The organism is Streptomyces rhizosphaerihabitans, from assembly GCF_025399795.1.
GTDB classification, from domain to species: domain Bacteria; phylum Actinomycetota; class Actinomycetes; order Streptomycetales; family Streptomycetaceae; genus Streptomyces; species Streptomyces rhizosphaerihabitans.
The window spans coordinates 131,360-146,951 of sequence record NZ_JAODTZ010000010.1 but is presented as its reverse complement, the minus strand read 5'-3'; the positions used below and the strand labels follow the sequence as shown (position 1 = coordinate 146,951).

Sequence of the window (15,592 nt, the reverse complement as noted above, 5' to 3'; positions counted from 1 at the left end):
CCAGGTCCGGCAAGCCCCCAGGGAAGGAATGGTTCATGTCGCGCCCGTTCCGTTTCGGCGTCAGCCTGATCGACGCGGCGCCCGCCGCCGAGTGGGCTGCCAAGTGCCGCCGTGCCGAGGAGCTCGGCTACGACGTGATCACCGTGGCGGACCATCTGGGCATGCCCGCCCCGTTCCCCTCGCTGGTCGCCGCCGCCGGGGCGACCGAGCGGCCCCGGCTCGGCACGTTCGTGCTCAACGCGGGCTTCTGGAACCCCGCCCTGCTGGCCCGCGAGGTGGCCACCACGGACGCGCTGACGGGCGGCCGCCTCGAACTCGGCCTCGGCACCGGGTACGTACCGGCGGAGCACGAGACGGCGGGCCTGCCCTGGGGCACCCCGGGCGAGCGCGTCGACCATCTGCTGCGCACGGTCGAGGAGTTGGAGCGGCTGCACGGCTCGGACGAACTCGCCCGCGTCGCGCCGCGGCCGGGCGGTGAGAGTCCCGGTCCGGGAACCGGCGGGCTGCCGCGGGTGCCGCTGCTGATCGGGGCCAACGGCGACCGGATGCTGCGTATCGCCGCGGAGCACGCGGACATCGCCGCGTTCACGGGCGCGCGCACCCGGCAGAACGGCGCTCTGGAGCCGGTCACGGCCGCCGAACTCGACGGCCGCGTCGCGCTCTACCGGAAGGCGGCCGCCGCGCGCGAGGAGCCCGCCGAGCTCAACCTGCTGATCCAGATCGTCGCCGTCACCGACGACCGCCGTGCCGCGATCCGGCCTTGGCTGCCCCGGATCCCGAGTCTGAGCGAGCGGCAGGTCCTGGAGCTGCCCATCGTGCTGGTGGGCACCGTGGAGCAGATCGTCGAACAGGTGCGGGCCCAGCGCGAGCGGTACGGATTCTCGTATCTGACGGTGCTGGAGCCGAACCTGGAGGCCTTCGCTCCCGTGGTCCGCGAACTGCGCGGCCGGTGACCGTCCGCATGGCGGAAATGCCCTTCCCGCGCCGGGCCCGCGTGGTGGGATCGGATCATGGATGACTTGCGGATACGGGCCGCGCTGCCCGAGGACCTCGATGCCGTGCTCGCCTTCTGGAAGGTGGCCGCCGAGGGCACGAGCATCAGTGACGACCGAAACGGCGTGGAGCGATTGGTCGCCCGCGACCCCGAGGCGCTGCTGCTGGCGGAGCAGGCCGGGGAGCTGGTCGGCACGGTGATCGCCGGCTTCGACGGCTGGCGCTGCCATCTGTACCGGCTGGCGGTCGACCCCGGGCGACGCCGCCTCGGTATCGGCTCGGCACTGCTCGCCGCCGCGGAGGAGCGTTTCGTACGGCTCGGAGGGCGGCGCGGGGATGCCATGGTATTGAAGGAGAACGAGACCGCCCACCATGCCTGGCGCGCGACCGGGTACGCGCCCGAGGAGCGCTGGCGGCGCTGGGTGAAGCCGCTCACCGACTGAGGGCGTCCCGTACTCCCCGGTGGATCGGCGCGCGGCGTCGGATGCTGGGGCCCCTCACATGTCTTTCGGACTGTGGGGGAGCGTCGCAAGGCGGAGGGTCGTCCTCGTACCGGGCGTATTCGGGCGATCCGACGACGCGGCGTGGGGGTCCCCCTGCTCGAAGAGCTTGGGGGAGTGCCGTGGCTGTCTCCGTGCGCCTGCCGGGGATCACGGGACAGCCCTTGGCCGGAACTCCGGGGCGCCGGTGGACGGCAGGGGCCACCGAGAAGCCCCTTTGCCTTTCCTTTACCCTTGTTGGGCAATCGTTCCTTCTACGAAAGGTGTGAGCGTCCGCCCATGGGCGAGCCTCCCCGTACCCGCAGCCGTGATCCGCACGGTGGCCGCGGACATCGCGCGATCCCCCCGCCGCTGGCCGATCATGGGACGGAGGTGACCCGATGACCGAAGTGTTCCTGCTGCTGGTGGCGGTTCTGCTGTCGCTGGCCTGCGGCGGCTTCGTGGCGGCGGAGTTCTCGCTGACCACGGTCGAACGCAGCGAACTGGAGCGTGCCGCGGAGCGCGGCGAGCGGGGTGCCTCCGGCGCCCTCAAGGCCGTACGGAACCTCACCTTCCAGCTGTCCGGCGCCCAGCTCGGCATCACCGTGACGAACCTGGTCGTCGGCATGCTCTCCGAGGCGTCGATCGCCAAGCTCATCGCGGGCCCCCTGGAGTCGATCGGCGTGCCGCCCTCCGCGTCGAACTCGGTGGCCCTGGTCATCGGTACGGCGCTCTCGACGCTCTTCCTGATGGTCGTCGGCGAGCTGGTGCCCAAGAACTGGGCGATCTCCTCACCGCTGGCCGTGGCCAAGCGGGTGGCGACGCCGCAGCGCTGGTTCAGCGCCGCGTTCCGCCCGTTCATCGCCCATCTCAACAACACGGCGAACCACGTCGTACGCCGCTTCGGCCTCGAACCCGCCGAGGAGCTCGCCTCCGCCCGCGGGCCCCAGGAGCTGGTGGCGCTCGCCCGGCACTCCGCGAAGGAGGGAGCGCTGGAGGCGGACACCGCCGAGCTGTTCGTGCGCACGCTGAATCTCGCCGACCTGACCGCGGAGAACGTGATGACACCGCGCGTCCAGGTCATCGCACTGGACGTCCAGGCCACCTGCGAGGACGTGGCGAACGCGACCCGGGCGACCGGCCTGTCCCGCTTCCCCGTCTACCAGGAAACCCTCGACGAGGTGGTCGGCATCGCGCACATCAAGGACGTGCTGACCGTGCACGCCGCGAGCCGGACGCAGACGCCCGTCTCGCAGATCATGCGCGAGCCGCTGCTCGTACCGGAGTCGCTGACCGTCGACCGGCTGCTGGACCGGCTGGCCGACAGGCGCACGATGGCCGTGGTCATCGACGAGTACGGGGGCACGGCCGGGGTCGCCACCCTGGAGGACATCGTCGAGGAGGTCGTCGGCGAGGTACGCGACGAGCACGACCCGCACGAGACGCCCGATCTCGCCCCGGTGGGCACGGACGACGAGGGCCGGGCGCTGTACTCGGCCGACGGGTCCGCCCGTACCGACCAGCTCGCCCGGGTCGGGCTGCGGGTGCCCGAGGGGCCGTACGAGACGCTGGCCGGTTTCGTCGCGGCCGAGCTCGGCCGCATCCCCGCCGAAGGGGACACCGTCGAGGCCGCCGGGTGGCGGCTCGACGTGGTGGACGCCTCGGGGCGGCGGGCCGCCCGCGTGCTGCTGCACGCACCGCTCGACGCCGAGGAGGGCGCGCGATGACCGCCGTACAACTGCTGATCGGGCTCGCGACGCTCGTCGTGAACGGCTTCTTCGTGGGCGCCGAGTTCGGGCTGATCTCGGTGCGCCGCAGCCAGATCGAACCGCACGCCGAGCGCGGCGACCGGCGGGCGAAGAGTGTTCTCTGGGGCCTCGAACACGTCTCGGCGCTCCTCGCGACCGCGCAGCTGGGCATCACGCTGTGCACGCTGGTGCTCGGCATCGTGGCCGAGCCCGCGATCGCGCACCTGCTGGAGCCGGTGTTCCACGCGCTGGGCGTCCCCTCCGGTGCGGGCCACGCGGTCTCCTTCGTCATCGCGCTCACCCTGGCGACGTATCTGCACATGCTGCTCGGCGAGATGGTGCCGAAGAACGTGGCACTCGCCGAACCCGTGCGGACGGCGCTGACGCTCGGACCACCGCTGGTCGCGCTCTCCCGCGCGCTGCGCCCGGTGATCTTCACGGTCAACGCCTTCGCCAACGGGCTGCTGAAGCTGTTGCGGGTCGAGACGAAGGACGAGGTCGCGGCGACCTTCTCCGACGACGAACTGGCCCGACTCGTGCAGGATTCCAGTGCCGCCGGGCTCATCGACCACCGCGCACAGGAACGCCTGCACGACGTCCTGGAGCTGGGCCGCCGTCCCGTGCACGATGTCGTGCTCCCGGTGGAACGCGTCGTCTACGCGCACGTGGGCGTCACCCCGGAGGAGCTGGAGCGGCTGTCGGCCGAGTCGGGCTTCTCCCGCTTCCCGGTCGTCGACGGGGGACGTCGCATCGTCGGCTATCTGCACGTCAAGGACGCGCTGGACGCGACCCCGCGCGAGGAGCCGTTCCGCGTGGAGGACATGCGGCCCATCGCCCGCGTCCGGGAGAGCACTCCCCTGGACGACGTCCTGACGGCGATGCGCCGCAGTCGTACACATCTCGCGGCCGTCATGGGCAGCGACGGACGGCTCACGGGGCTGGTGACGATGGAGGACGTCCTGAGGGAGCTGTTCGGGCAGCCGGCGTAGGAAAACCGTGGGCGTCGTACGAGCTGCAGGAGTCGTATGAGCCGCAGGAGTCGCACGAGCCCACCTGCCGGCCGGGTCCGGGCGGCACCGGCGGGACAGCCCGACCGACCGCTGAGTATGTGTTCGGGTTACCATCTTTCCCGCCATGCAGATGAATGCCACCTACACCAGCCTCGTCGCGGTCGGCGACTCCTTCACCGAGGGCATGTCGGACCTGTTGCCCGACGGCTCGTACCGAGGATGGGCCGACCTCCTCGCGGGCCGGATGGCGGCCCGGACCTCCGGTTTCCGCTACGCCAACCTCGCCGTGCGCGGCAAGCTGATCGGACAGATCGTCGCCGAGCAGGTGGACGTGGCCGCCGCCATGCGGCCCGACGTGATCACGTTGGTGGGCGGCCTCAACGACACCCTGCGGCCCAAGGTCGACATGGGACGTGTCCGCGGTCTCCTGGAGGAGGCCGTGGAACGGCTCGCCCCCGCCTGCGAGCGGCTCGTCCTGATGCGCAGCCCCGGCCGCAACGGTCCGGTCCTCGAACGCTTCCGGCCCCGCATGGAGGAGCTCTTCGCCGTCGTCGACGATCTCGCCGAGCGGCACGACGCGTTGGTGGTCGACCTCTACGGGGCGCCCTCGCTCGCCGACCCGCGGGTGTGGGACGTCGACCGGCTGCACCTGTCCGCCGAGGGGCACCGCCGGGTCGCCGAGGCCGTATGGCAGACCCTCGGGTACGAGGCCGAGGACCCTGAGTGGCGCACCCCGATGGCGCCCACGCCGCCGCCCGACTGGGTCGCCCGCCGCGGCGCCGACGCCCGCTTCGCCCAGCAGCATCTGCTGCCGTGGATCGGTCGACGTCTGACAGGCCGCTCGTCCGGCGACGGGCGTCCGGCGAAACGGCCGGAGCTGCTTCCCTACGAGGGTCCGGTCGCAGACGGCCACGGCGGCTGAGTCCGTGCTTCACCGAGGCGACTCCGGGAGCCGCGGACCACGTCCGTGCGCGGTGGAGCACGCGCGGTGCCCGCGGGAGCTGAAGGGAGTGCAGAAGGGGCGGCTTCCGCCGTGCCCCTCTCTCGAGTGACACGGCGGCCCATGCTCCGCATGAAGGAGGACGCTACCGGTTCGCCCCTCGGCCGCCACAGGGCGCACGGGGGGCGCTCGACAGCGCGGGAGTGCCGTTGATGCGCTCACTCACGCGCCCCGGAACTACGGCCGGGCCCGGCGCGTACGCCGGGCCCAGCCGACGGCCCCCCCAGCTTTGCGGAGCATGGAGAGGAGCCGTCCCGCCACCCTGGAGGGGATGGCAAGTAACAGGCCAGCCGGGAAACCCAGCTGGAATCAACATCAAAGCACTCATGCGTGGGCCTGAGAAGTACGCCCCTGAGCACCGCCCAACGAACTTCCTGGCGCCTGTCTGTGGGCGTGGCCGGGGCAAAGGCGTGTGCGTACCTTTTGGCACCGACACGCCATCGGTGGACGGATCAGGGCCGATGTGCCCCATCGGCACCGTTGCGGCGACCTGTCGGGAGGGTGGGAAACCAGCCACGTCGAGCGACCGCGCCTACTACTGATCAGGTTTGCTCTGCGCCAGGTGCAGTACACGGCCCGGGAACATCCGTGGACGCGGGGCCCTGGTTCGCCTCGTGCAGAGGCGAGGGTCGCCACGGATGAGAAACAGCCAGCGGAAGCGGCGGCCCCCGCCGGCGGTCACGCACTGTCTCCGGCCATTCCGTCGGAGGGGAGGGGGGTGGCCGTCAGCGGGCCGTGCGCCATGACGATCGAAGCCAGCGGATAGGGGGGACCGTCCGTGCCGCGCAGGATCAGCAGGGGCATCCCGCGCTCGTCCTGCCGCCGGCCGAGGGACAGCCAGATGCGGTCGGTCCGGTCGATCTGCCCCATCCCGAGGTCGTAGATCCGTCCCCAGAGGTAGAAGGGATCGGCGGCCGCGTCGCTCGCTTCCTGGAGGAGTTCGGGGACACCGTGCGCGGTCAGGTGGACAGCGACTCCGTCCAGGGTTCCCGCGGCCACCTGGGCGTGCCCGGCCGTCCTGGTCCGGACATTGCGAGGAGCCCCGATGGCGTCGAGCCAGTACTCCCAGTCGGCCAGGCAGGTGGCCTTGATGGCCACCGTGACCCGCTCGCCGTCCGCCGAGATCTGCATGGCTTCCAGGCGCGCGAGGTGGTCCGACTGCAGGCCTGCGGCGACGGAGACCGCGCGGGCGGAGGCGCTGCCCCATCCGACGGCGCGCGTCCGCGCGGCGGCCGGCCGCACCCGCGGAACCTGCCCGTCGATGCGCTTGGGCACCGACGCCGGCCCGTACTCCGCCATGGACCGTCCGCCGCCCCGGTCGGCGAGGTGCAGCACGATCGCCCCGCGTGCGGCCGGAACGAGCAGCGAGGACTCGGAAGCACGGTCGTGCCGCGGTTCGGAGTCCTCGCCGTCGAGAGCCGGCCCCGCGCGGTTCGGCGCCGACGCGGGAGCATGATCGGGCCGGGGTTCGGGGCCCTCGCCACCGGGGGCGGGCCCCTTGCGGTTCGGCCCGGACACGGGCGCGCGATCGTGCCGGGGTTCGAATTCCTCGCCACCGGGGGCGGGCCCCTTGCGGTTCGGCCCGGACACGGGCGCGCGATCGTGCCGCGGCTCGGAGTCCTCGCCGCCCGGGATCAGCCCCTTGCGGTTCAGCGCGGTGGCGATCCTCATCGCGACCTCGCTCGGGTAGCCGCAGTCCTCGACGATCGTGTCGACGGCCGCGTGGTAGGCCTCCGGAAAGTTCTGCCAGGCCTCGGCCTGTGCCCGCAGCCGTTCGAGAACCCCGGCCCCGCCCACTTCCACCAGGCGCCCCTGCGCCTCCAGTTCGGCGACGAACTCCCGCGCGAACGTGCCGAGTTGCTCGGCGAGGTCCGCCTCGACGGCCGTGCGGATCCCGGGCACCGTGGTCATGCCGCCACCCCCAGGTACTCACTGCGCAGCTTGGCCAGCGCCCTGAACTGAAGCGTCTTCACCGCGCCTTCGGACCGCTCCATCTGACGCGCCGTCTCCAGCACCGAGAGCTCCATGAGGAACCGGCGCGTGAGGACTTCGCGTTGCGGCGGTCGCAGCTGCTCCAGAGCCTGGAGCAGCAACTCCTCGTCCAGATTGATCAGTACGGTGTCCTCGGTGCTCACGGTGAGGTCTTCGTCGAAGCCGAGCATGTCCTCGACGACGAACTCGCGACGCTGCGCACTCTTGCAATGGTCGATGACCTTGTTCCGGGCGATGGTGATCAGCCACCCGACGAAGCCGATGCCGCGGTAGGTGAACGTGCCGCGTTTCATCCAGGCGTTGAGAAAGGTTTCGCCGGTGATGTCCTCGGCGACCTGCCGATTGCGTACACGGCGCTGTACGTAAGCCAGCACCGCGGGGTGGTGCAGAGCGTAGAGCTCCCCGAACGCGTCCCGGTCACCCGCGAGTGCACGGGCGATAAGGGCCGGTTCTCTAGTGTCGAACCGCGGTGTGGCGGCGTTAGCCTCGGCGATCAAGGCCTACTCCGTTCATGAGTGGATGAACTGTGGCGGGCAGGTGCTGCGACGGTCCGCTCCGGCCACGGCCGGCCTCGGGCGCCGGGTGACCGGGGCGTCGTGTCCGAAGGTTTCGAGGCGTCCCCCGCAGATGCCTCGCAGCTCCGGAGCCTGGTCGAGCTGATGTCGAGGCGGTGCAAATAGGGTCCCCTCAAAGGGACTTGCATACGTGCGACTAACTCACAGTCATGCAACATATGCAACTTGCGTACACGTACGCAAGTTGCTTCGCCGGTATGACGACGAGAGTTTTTGTTGGGAACTGGAGTGCGAGCCGTCCCCCTTGGCCTGCCACGACACCCATACGCCTGTTGACCTGCGAAGATGCACGCATGCAAGTCGCGTGCAAGTTGCATACATGCGCGCTACTCTCCGGGCATGCGGAGCATGGAAGAGTCCCCCCACGAGTCCCGCGGTGAGCGACAAGCTCTCGCAAGGAGGGTTGGCGAGTACCTGACGAATGCCGCGACAGCGGCCGGGTACGACGTCCGCCCACGAGCCGGTGGCCGGGCTCAGCTGGCCATCTCGATTGGAGTGAGCCTGACGACGATCAGCAGAACACTGGAAGGGAAGACCCTCCCCCTCCCCTCGCAACTGAACACATGGGCGTCAGTACTTGGCCTCGACCAGCGAGAGATGTTGGTCAACAGCGGGATGCTTCCGCCGGAACACGGGCCTCAGCCTGCGGCACGGAGGGTAGCCTCAGTCACACTCACCCCGGAGGAGGCCATGGACGCATGGGGAATCACTGATCTCAGAATCCGCACAATGCTCAGCGGGAACATCGTCCAAGCTATCGAGCTCCAGAAGGATCTCGACGCCGACGAAAACCGGGGGGCCACTGCAAGGGGGTAACGAAACGTGGCGTACAGACTGGCATTCGCGTCCGCCGCCAGCTGCACAGCCGGCTGGACATTCGTGGGCGAGGGCGTCTGGCACCATACATGGGAGTTTGCGGCAGTCGGGGTCGGCCTGTTAACCGTGGGAGCGGCCGGGGTCCTTGCGGCCCTGCTCCGCCACACGATCAACCAGGTCGACGCCCGTACACGGCATGATCTCAGCGTCCTGGCGGAGCATCGCAGACGTCTCGAGCTGGACATGCACAAGCGCGAGCTGGAACTGTCCCAGAGAGAGAAAGCCATGGCCCGCAGGGCCACCATCACGGCCATCAGACTCGGCAGCCATGCCAGAGCCCTCGACGAGGCGCGGAATGCGAACACGGCACTGCGCGCCAAGAACTCCCAGCTCATGCAGGAGATCGAGGAAGTCAACGATGAGCGCAACCAACTGATCACGGCGGAGCTCACCCTCGCCCACGACCGGTTCACTTCGAAGACGTACGGGGGTCTGCGCGCTGTAGTCGGCAGCGAGCAGTCCCACCACGATCCCCACGCGCAGGCGGGCTACGGAAGCCGCCCACCGCGCTCGGGGTCGTGACAACGATCCTGCGAAAACGGTCCACCAAAACATCTCTGCACTACATACGATGAACAACTCCCTTCTACTCAAAGGAAGTTGAGCGTCTTTTCGCCGGGCCCACCGGCGAACGGCAGGAGCGACGACGCGGTCTGTGGTGTCCGCTGAAACGCGGCACCTGGGTCCCGTCCCCGCACCTCTCACGCACACCCCGGTCCGCCGGGGGGTGCCGCTCCGCCCCGACCTGCGCATTCAGGACGCGGCGGACGTAACAGGACCCGCGCCGGACAGCCGGTATGCTCCATACACGTGACTGCCGCGCCTGCAAAGCCCCGTATCCCCAACGTTCTCGCCGGACGCTACGCCTCCGCCGAGCTCGCCACGCTCTGGTCCCCCGAGCAGAAGGTGAAACTGGAGCGTCAGCTCTGGCTCGCCGTCCTGCGCGCCCAGAAGGACCTCGGGATCGAGGTTCCGGACGCCGCCATCGCCGATTACGAGCGCGTCCTCGACCAGGTCGACCTCGCCTCCATCGCCGAGCGCGAGAAGGTCACCCGGCACGATGTGAAGGCACGGATCGAGGAGTTCAACGACCTCGCCGGGCACGAGCACGTGCACAAGGGCATGACGTCCCGCGACCTCACCGAGAACGTCGAGCAGCTGCAGATCCGGCTCTCCCTGGAACTGATGCGCGACCGTACGGTGGCGGTCCTCGCCCGGCTGGGCAAGCTCGCCGGCGAGTACGCCGAGCTGGTCATGGCCGGCCGCTCGCACAACGTGGCCGCACAGGCCACCACCCTGGGCAAGCGCTTCGCGACCGCCGCCGACGAGCTGCTCGTCGCGTACGGCCGCCTCGAGGAACTGCTCGAGCGCTACCCGCTGCGCGGTATCAAGGGCCCGGTCGGCACGGCACAGGACATGCTCGACCTGCTGGGCGGGGACGCGGCCAAACTCGCCGACCTGGAGCAGCGGATCGCCGGGCACCTCGGCTTCTCGCAGGCCTTCACCTCCGTGGGCCAGGTCTACCCGCGCTCCCTGGACTACGACGTCGTGACCGCGCTGGTACAGCTGGCGGCCGCGCCGTCCTCGACGGCGAAGACCATCCGGCTGATGGCCGGGCACGAGCTGGTCACCGAGGGCTTCAAGCCCGGCCAGGTCGGCTCCTCCGCGATGCCGCACAAGATGAACACCCGCTCCTGCGAGCGCGTCAACGGCCTGATGGTCATCCTGCGCGGCTACGCGTCGATGACGGGCGAGCTGGCCGGCGACCAGTGGAACGAGGGCGACGTGTCGTGCTCGGTCGTCCGCCGGGTCGCACTGCCGGACGCGTTCTTCGCGCTGGACGGTCTGCTGGAGACCTTCCTGACCGTCCTCGACGAGTTCGGCGCCTTCCCGGCCGTCGTCGCCCGCGAGCTGGACCGCTACCTGCCGTTCCTCGCGACGACCAAGGTCCTGATGGGCGCGGTGCGCGCGGGTGTCGGCCGTGAGGTCGCCCACGAGGCGATCAAGGAGAATGCTGTCGCCTCCGCCCTCGCCATGCGCGAGCAGGGTGCCGAACGCAACGAGCTGCTCGACAAGCTCGCCGCGGACGAGCGGATCCCGCTGGACCGCGCGCAGCTCGACGAGCTGATGGCCGACAAGCTGTCCTTCACGGGCGCCGCTGCCGACCAGGTTGCCGTCGTCGTCGGGCGTGTCGAGGAGATCGTGAAGCAGCACCCGGAGGCCGCCGCCTACACGCCCGGGGCGATCCTCTGACACGGCTCACCCGAGCGGACCTGGAGGCCGCCCGCGACCGGCTCGTGCCGGATGTCGTCGCGGACGGCCTCTCGGTCCTTTTCTGCGGCATCAATCCGGGCCTGATGACGGCGGCCACCGGCCATCACTTCGCCCGGCCCGGCAACCGGTTCTGGCCGGTGCTTCATCTCTCCGGGTTCACTCCGCGGCTCATGAAGCCCTCCGAGCAGGACGAGTTGCTCTCGTACGGACTCGGCATCACGAACGTGGTGGCGCGGGCGACGGCCCGCGCCGACGAGCTGAGTGCCGAGGAGTACCGCGAAGGCGGGCGGCTGCTCGGCGAGAAGGTCGAGCGACTGCGCCCGAGGTGGCTGGCGGTGGTGGGGGTGACCGCCTACCGTGCGGCCTTCGACGACCGCCGGGCCCGCATCGGTCCGCAGGAGCGGACGATCGGGTCGAGCCGGGTGTGGGTTCTGCCCAACCCGAGTGGGCTCAACGCGCATTGGACCGCGGCGACGATGGCCGAGGAGTTCGGCCGCCTGCGGGTGGCGGCGCAGGCTCACTGAATCAGGGTGGGTCTGTCGCCGTGATCACCGCGAGCAGTTGGAACGGCAGTTCGCGGTCCCACTGCGAGATGCCGAGGGCGAGCCAGCGGTCGTGCCCGGCCGGCTTCCAGAGGTGCACATCGGGAACGTGCGAACTCAGGACGCCCCAGGGCTCGGGTATGTCCTCGCCGTCCATCACCCGGTCGAGAACGCTCGACAGGCTGAGGACGTCCGGGTGCCCCCAGCGGCGGGTGAGCAGCCCCGAGAGACCGTCCCGGTCGGCCTCGTACTGCTCCTCCGTCTCCTCGCGTGCCGCGCCGTCGGCTTCCCAGAAGTCCTCGCTCGTCGCTAACTCGGCTATGTGGTAACCGGGTCCACCCGAGCCGACATCCGACCGGCTGTGCTCCGAGGGGAAGTCCTCGGAGCACAGCCGGTCGATCACGGCGAGATGCTGCGCGATGGTCATGACGTCCAGTAAAGCGGCCGCCACTGACAATTGGTGAGGCGTCAGGAGGCCCGTGCGGTCACGCGTCCCGGCGCCGGACGCACCACGCGCCCGCGCCCAGCGCCGCGGCGGTCCACAGCGCGGTCACCGCGAGCCCGCTCCAGGGGCCGAGGGCACCGCCCGACGTCTCGTGCAGGACCGTCTGCCCCGCCTTGTCCGGCAGGAAGTCCGCCACGGTCCCCGATGCTCCCCCGACGACGAAGGACACGATCAGGAGGAAGGGGATCAGGATGCTCAGCGTGGCGACCCCGCTGCGCAGGACGGCTGCCAGGCCCGCCGCGAACAGGGCCATCAGGGCCAGGTAGATCGCGCAGCCGACCACTCCCCGGAGTTCCTCCGCCCAGGTCAGCCCGTTCGCCCTGGAACCGAGCACGGACGTCCCCACGACCAGACCGGCCACTCCCGTGACCAGGCCGACGATCAGGGCCGGTCCTCCGATCGCCACCGTCTTCGCCAGGAACCAGCGCCCCCGGTCGGGAACCGCCGACAGCGAGACACGCAGGGCGCCGCCCTGGTATTCGGCCGAGACGGCCTGCGCCCCGAAGGTGATGGCGGCGATCTGGCCGAAACTGACACCGAAGAAGGTCGAGAAGAGCGGGTCGAACTCCGGGTCGTCGGAGTTGTCGAGTCCGGCGAGTGCCGAGAACGCCACCGTGGCCGCGAGGACGGCGAGCAGGCCCCAGAGGAGCGAGCGCAGGGTTCGGATCTTGATCCATTCCGCGCGGAGTGCGGGTGCGAAGGACACGGTCAGGCCTCCTGAGGCTGGGTCGGGACGGCGGCGAACTCGGTCTCGGTGGCTGTCAGATCCAGATACGCCTGTTCCAACGTGCCTTCCTCCGCGGCGAGTTCGAGGATCGGAAGACCGGCGGCCGAGGTGAGGCGCCCGATGTCCTCCAACCGCGCGTCGAGGGCGGTCCAGCGGCCGTCCTCGCCCTCGACGGCCTCGATGCCGTGCTCCGCGAACAGGCTCGCCAACGCGCCGCCGTCCGTGCTGCGTACCCGGACGCGAGGCTGCACGCGCGCGTGGATGAACTCGCGCATGGGCATGTCGGCGAGAAGACGGCCGCGGCCGAGGACGACGAGCTGGTCGGCGAAGGACGCGGTCTCGTTCATGAGGTGGCTGGAGACGAGGACGGTGCGCCCCTCCCGGGCCAGACGGCGCAGCAGCTCCCGGATCCAGATGATCCCTTCCGGATCGAGTCCGTTCGACGGTTCGTCGAGGAGTACGACGGGCGGATCGCCGAGGAGGGCGGCCGCGATGCCCAGACGCTGACGCATGCCCAGGGAGTACGTCTTCACCCGGCGCCGGGCCACCGAGGTGAGCCCCGTCTCCTCCAGTACGTCGTCCACCCGGCGTTCGGAGATGCGGTTGGTGGCGGCGAGCGCCCGCAGATGGTCCCGGGCGGTCCGCGACCCGTGCGCGGCCCCGGCGTCGAGCAGGGCGCCCACCTTCCGGAGCGGCTCGTCGAGGGTGGCGTAGGCACGGCCCCCGACGGTGGCGGTGCCGGACGTGGGCCGGTCCAGGCCCAGCACGAGCCGCATGGTGGTGGACTTTCCGGCGCCGTTGGGCCCGAGGAATCCGGTGACGCGGCCCGGGAGAACGCTGAAGGTCAGGCGGTCCACGGCGCGCTTGCTGCCGTACTCCTTGGTCAGGTCTTGGACGTCGATGCTGGTCATGGCCCCAGCGTGGTCGCGGCCGCCTGGTCCGCGCCTCCCCCGCAGGTGGAGATCCTCTCCCCCGCCCGGGGGAGGTCCGTTGTCAGTGCCGGCTGGCACGATGACGCGATGGCCCGGTTTCTGCGCCCGCTGCTGTGGGGGACGACGTACACGCGTTTGCTGCACCTGTGGGTGCCGATGCTGTTCGTCAGCGTGTGGCTGTTCATCGACAGTACGAGGCCGTGGGTGCCCGCGCTGATGCTCATTCCGCTGGGGCTGATCCCGGCCGTGCGGCGGGGCGAGGGTGTGCAGGCACGGTTCATGCTGGCGCCGGGCGAGCGAAGTGGCGAGGACACGGCGTTCTCGGTCGCTCCTTCGGCCGGCCGACGGGACCGGTGGCGGACCGTGCTCTGGCTGGAAGCGCGCATGTTGCTGAGCGTGGCGACCTCCATGGCCACCGTCTGGCTGCCCATGTTCGCCGTCGATCTCACCAGGGCGGCCCTCGGTTACTGGCCGGGCAACGACCCCGTGGTGAGGCTCCTCGACCCGCACTGGAGCTGCGCGCTGCTCATCCCGCTGCCCCTGCTCGCCCTGTACGGCGCGGTGGTCGGCCTCGGCGAGCTGACCACGGCGCTGGCGCGGCGGCTCCTCGGCCCCTCCCCCACCGAGCGGCTCGCCGCTCTGGAGGAGCGCACCGAACAACTCCTGGAGCGCAACCGCATCGCCCGTGAGCTCCACGACTCCATCGGCCACGCGCTGACGGTCGCGGTGGTGCAGGCCGGCGCGGCGCGGGCGGCCGGCGACCCGGCTTTCACCGGCCGCGCCCTGGTCGCCATCGAGGAGACCGGACGGGCCGCCCTGGAGGACCTGGAGCGGGTGCTGGGAGTACTGCGCGAGGCACAGCGTCCCGTGAGCAGCCGTCCTACGCTGACCGACGCCGACCGGCTGCTGGAGTCGGCCCGCACGTCGGGTGCCAAGGTCGACGCCGAAGTGACAGGCCCGCTCGCGACCGTGCCCGGTCCGGTGTCCAGAGAGGGCTACCGGATCCTCCAGGAGTCGCTCACCAATGTGCTGCGGCACGCCGGGAGCGTCCCGGTGCGGGTCCGTATCGAGGTCAAGGACGGCGCGCTCGCCCTGGAAGTCCGCAATCCGCTGCCGGCCGGCATAACGGGGCCGGGGCGGGGCAGCGGCCTGCGCGGCATACGGGAGCGGGCCGCGCTGCTCGGCGGCCGTGCCCGGACGGGCCCGCACGAGGGTGACTGGCAGGTGCATGCAGAGCTGCCGTTGCGTTGATCTACGCTGGCCGGATGCCGGTCACCGTTCTGCTCGTCGACGACGAACCTCTCGTACGCGCGGGGCTGCGCGCCGTTCTGGAGGCGCAGCCCGACATCGAGGTCGTCGGTGAGGCGGCCGACGGCGCCGCGGTGATCCCGCTGGTCCGGCAGTTGCGGCCGGATGTGGTCGCGATGGATGTCCGGATGCCGCTGATGGACGGCATCGAGGCCACCCGCGCGGTACTGCGGACCGTCACCGATCCGCCGAAGATCCTTGTCGTGACGACGTTCGAGAACGACGAATACGTCTACGAGGCGCTCCGCGCGGGTGCCGACGGATTCCTCCTCAAGCGGGCTCGGCCGGCCGAGATCGTGCACGCGGTACGTCTGGTGGCCGAGGGCGAGTCCTTGCTGTTCCCCTCCTCCGTACGGCAGTTGGCGGCCGAGTACGGGGAGAGCGGGGGGAATCCGGCGGCACGTGCGGCCATGGAGCGGGCCGCGCTGACCGAGCGCGAGGCGGACGTGCTGCGTCTGATGGCCCGGGGGATGTCGAACGCCGAGATCGCCACGCGGCTGGTCGTCGGGACGGAGACGGTCAAGTCGCATGTCAGCGCCCTGCTGGCGAAGCTGGGGGCCCGGGACCGTACTCAGGCGGTCATCGCGGCCTACGAGTCGGGGTTCGTGGCACCGGGCTGACAGCGAGCCGT

16 protein-coding genes are annotated in these 15,592 nt (G+C 70.5%); 11 read left to right on the top strand and 5 right to left on the bottom strand.

What is annotated here, in order from left to right; translation table 11 throughout:
- Positions 1–35 precede the first annotated feature (35 nt).
- The 5 genes from N4G66_RS13045 (at position 36) to N4G66_RS13025 (ending at position 5,152) form a co-directional block, all read left to right on the top strand.
- Entirely contained in the window at positions 36–953 is a 918-nt protein-coding gene (locus tag N4G66_RS13045; RefSeq protein ID WP_261704218.1) for a TIGR03621 family F420-dependent LLM class oxidoreductase, read from the top strand.
- Between the two features lie 57 nt (positions 954–1,010).
- The gene (locus N4G66_RS13040; protein ID WP_261704217.1) at positions 1,011–1,436 is read left to right on the top strand and encodes a GNAT family N-acetyltransferase; all 426 of its coding nucleotides are present in this window, start codon (positions 1,011–1,013) and stop codon (positions 1,434–1,436) included.
- A 437-nt stretch (positions 1,437–1,873) separates the two neighbouring features.
- Complete coding sequence (locus N4G66_RS13035) at positions 1,874–3,199, top strand: hemolysin family protein (protein ID WP_261704216.1); 1,326 nt, start codon at positions 1,874–1,876, stop codon at positions 3,197–3,199.
- Positions 3,196–4,209: a hemolysin family protein gene (locus N4G66_RS13030; protein ID WP_261704215.1), complete on the top strand. Its 1,014-nt coding sequence runs from the start codon at positions 3,196–3,198 to the stop codon at positions 4,207–4,209. The genes N4G66_RS13035 and N4G66_RS13030 overlap by 4 nt, the downstream gene beginning before the upstream one ends.
- A gap of 145 nt (positions 4,210–4,354) precedes the next feature.
- Positions 4,355–5,152 carry an SGNH/GDSL hydrolase family protein gene (locus N4G66_RS13025; RefSeq protein WP_261704214.1) on the top strand — a complete coding sequence of 266 codons (798 nt, stop codon included), beginning with the start codon at positions 4,355–4,357 and terminating at the stop codon, positions 5,150–5,152.
- Positions 5,153–5,908: 756 nt separating this feature from the next.
- Here N4G66_RS13025 and N4G66_RS13020 read toward each other — a convergent pair.
- Together N4G66_RS13020 and N4G66_RS13015 are read right to left on the bottom strand one after the other, a co-directional pair.
- On the bottom strand, positions 5,909–7,141 hold the full coding sequence (locus N4G66_RS13020; RefSeq protein WP_261704213.1) for a BN159_2729 family protein: 1,233 nt from the start codon (positions 7,139–7,141) through the stop codon (positions 5,909–5,911).
- Complete coding sequence (locus tag N4G66_RS13015) at positions 7,138–7,719, bottom strand: RNA polymerase sigma factor (RefSeq protein ID WP_261704212.1); 582 nt, start codon at positions 7,717–7,719, stop codon at positions 7,138–7,140. Before N4G66_RS13015 ends, N4G66_RS13020 begins: the two co-directional genes overlap by 4 nt.
- Before the next feature lie 417 nt (positions 7,720–8,136).
- Here N4G66_RS13015 and N4G66_RS13010 point away from each other — a divergent pair, with 417 nt between their 5' ends.
- From N4G66_RS13010 to mug, 4 genes are all read left to right on the top strand, one after another.
- A complete protein-coding gene (locus N4G66_RS13010; protein ID WP_261704211.1) occupies positions 8,137–8,613 on the top strand; it encodes a transcriptional regulator in 477 nt (158 codons plus the stop codon).
- Between the two features lie 126 nt (positions 8,614–8,739).
- A complete protein-coding gene (locus tag N4G66_RS13005; protein ID WP_261704210.1) occupies positions 8,740–9,195 on the top strand; it encodes a hypothetical protein in 456 nt (151 codons plus the stop codon).
- Positions 9,196–9,483: 288 nt separating this feature from the next.
- Positions 9,484–10,926, top strand: a complete 1,443-nt coding sequence (purB, locus tag N4G66_RS13000) for an adenylosuccinate lyase (RefSeq protein WP_261704209.1) — start codon at positions 9,484–9,486, stop codon at positions 10,924–10,926.
- Positions 10,927–10,970: 44 nt separating this feature from the next.
- Positions 10,971–11,471: a G/U mismatch-specific DNA glycosylase gene (gene mug / locus N4G66_RS12995; protein WP_261704208.1), complete on the top strand. Its 501-nt coding sequence runs from the start codon at positions 10,971–10,973 to the stop codon at positions 11,469–11,471.
- 1 nt (position 11,472) lies between these two features.
- Here mug and N4G66_RS12990 read toward each other — a convergent pair whose 3' ends face one another.
- Genes N4G66_RS12990 through N4G66_RS12980 form a run of 3 tightly spaced genes read right to left on the bottom strand, consistent with a single transcriptional unit; the run spans position 11,473 to position 13,632 of the window.
- Positions 11,473–11,916: a hypothetical protein gene (locus N4G66_RS12990; protein ID WP_261704207.1), complete on the bottom strand. Its 444-nt coding sequence runs from the start codon at positions 11,914–11,916 to the stop codon at positions 11,473–11,475.
- A gap of 58 nt (positions 11,917–11,974) precedes the next feature.
- A complete protein-coding gene (locus tag N4G66_RS12985; RefSeq protein WP_261704206.1) occupies positions 11,975–12,700 on the bottom strand; it encodes an ABC transporter permease in 726 nt (241 codons plus the stop codon).
- A gap of 2 nt (positions 12,701–12,702) precedes the next feature.
- The gene (locus N4G66_RS12980; RefSeq protein WP_261704205.1) at positions 12,703–13,632 is read right to left on the bottom strand and encodes an ABC transporter ATP-binding protein; all 930 of its coding nucleotides are present in this window, start codon (positions 13,630–13,632) and stop codon (positions 12,703–12,705) included.
- Between the two features lie 108 nt (positions 13,633–13,740).
- On the opposite strand from N4G66_RS12980, the gene N4G66_RS12975 reads away from it, so the two are divergent.
- Together N4G66_RS12975 and N4G66_RS12970 are read left to right on the top strand one after the other, a co-directional pair.
- The gene (locus N4G66_RS12975; RefSeq protein WP_261704204.1) at positions 13,741–14,904 is read left to right on the top strand and encodes a sensor histidine kinase; all 1,164 of its coding nucleotides are present in this window, start codon (positions 13,741–13,743) and stop codon (positions 14,902–14,904) included.
- Between the two features lie 14 nt (positions 14,905–14,918).
- Positions 14,919–15,581, top strand: coding sequence for a response regulator transcription factor (locus tag N4G66_RS12970; RefSeq protein ID WP_261704203.1), 663 nt, complete (start codon positions 14,919–14,921; stop codon positions 15,579–15,581).
- Positions 15,582–15,592 lie beyond the last annotated feature (11 nt).

Excerpts from the sequence above, each read along its gene's own strand:
- N4G66_RS13045 (WP_261704218.1), top strand. The coding sequence starts at position 36 with ATGTCGCGCCCGTTCCGTTTCGGCGTCAGCCTGATCGACGCGGCGCCC.
- N4G66_RS13040 (WP_261704217.1), top strand. The coding sequence starts at position 1,011 with ATGGATGACTTGCGGATACGGGCCGCGCTGCCCGAGGACCTCGATGCC.
- N4G66_RS13035 (WP_261704216.1), top strand. The coding sequence starts at position 1,874 with ATGACCGAAGTGTTCCTGCTGCTGGTGGCGGTTCTGCTGTCGCTGGCC.
- N4G66_RS13030 (WP_261704215.1), top strand. The coding sequence starts at position 3,196 with ATGACCGCCGTACAACTGCTGATCGGGCTCGCGACGCTCGTCGTGAAC.
- N4G66_RS13025 (WP_261704214.1), top strand. The coding sequence starts at position 4,355 with ATGCAGATGAATGCCACCTACACCAGCCTCGTCGCGGTCGGCGACTCC.
- N4G66_RS13020 (WP_261704213.1), bottom strand. The coding sequence starts at position 7,141 with ATGACCACGGTGCCCGGGATCCGCACGGCCGTCGAGGCGGACCTCGCC.
- N4G66_RS13010 (WP_261704211.1), top strand. The coding sequence starts at position 8,137 with ATGCGGAGCATGGAAGAGTCCCCCCACGAGTCCCGCGGTGAGCGACAA.
- N4G66_RS12990 (WP_261704207.1), bottom strand. The coding sequence starts at position 11,916 with ATGACCATCGCGCAGCATCTCGCCGTGATCGACCGGCTGTGCTCCGAG.
- N4G66_RS12980 (WP_261704205.1), bottom strand. The coding sequence starts at position 13,632 with ATGACCAGCATCGACGTCCAAGACCTGACCAAGGAGTACGGCAGCAAG.
- N4G66_RS12975 (WP_261704204.1), top strand. The coding sequence starts at position 13,741 with ATGGCCCGGTTTCTGCGCCCGCTGCTGTGGGGGACGACGTACACGCGT.
- N4G66_RS12970 (WP_261704203.1), top strand. The coding sequence starts at position 14,919 with ATGCCGGTCACCGTTCTGCTCGTCGACGACGAACCTCTCGTACGCGCG.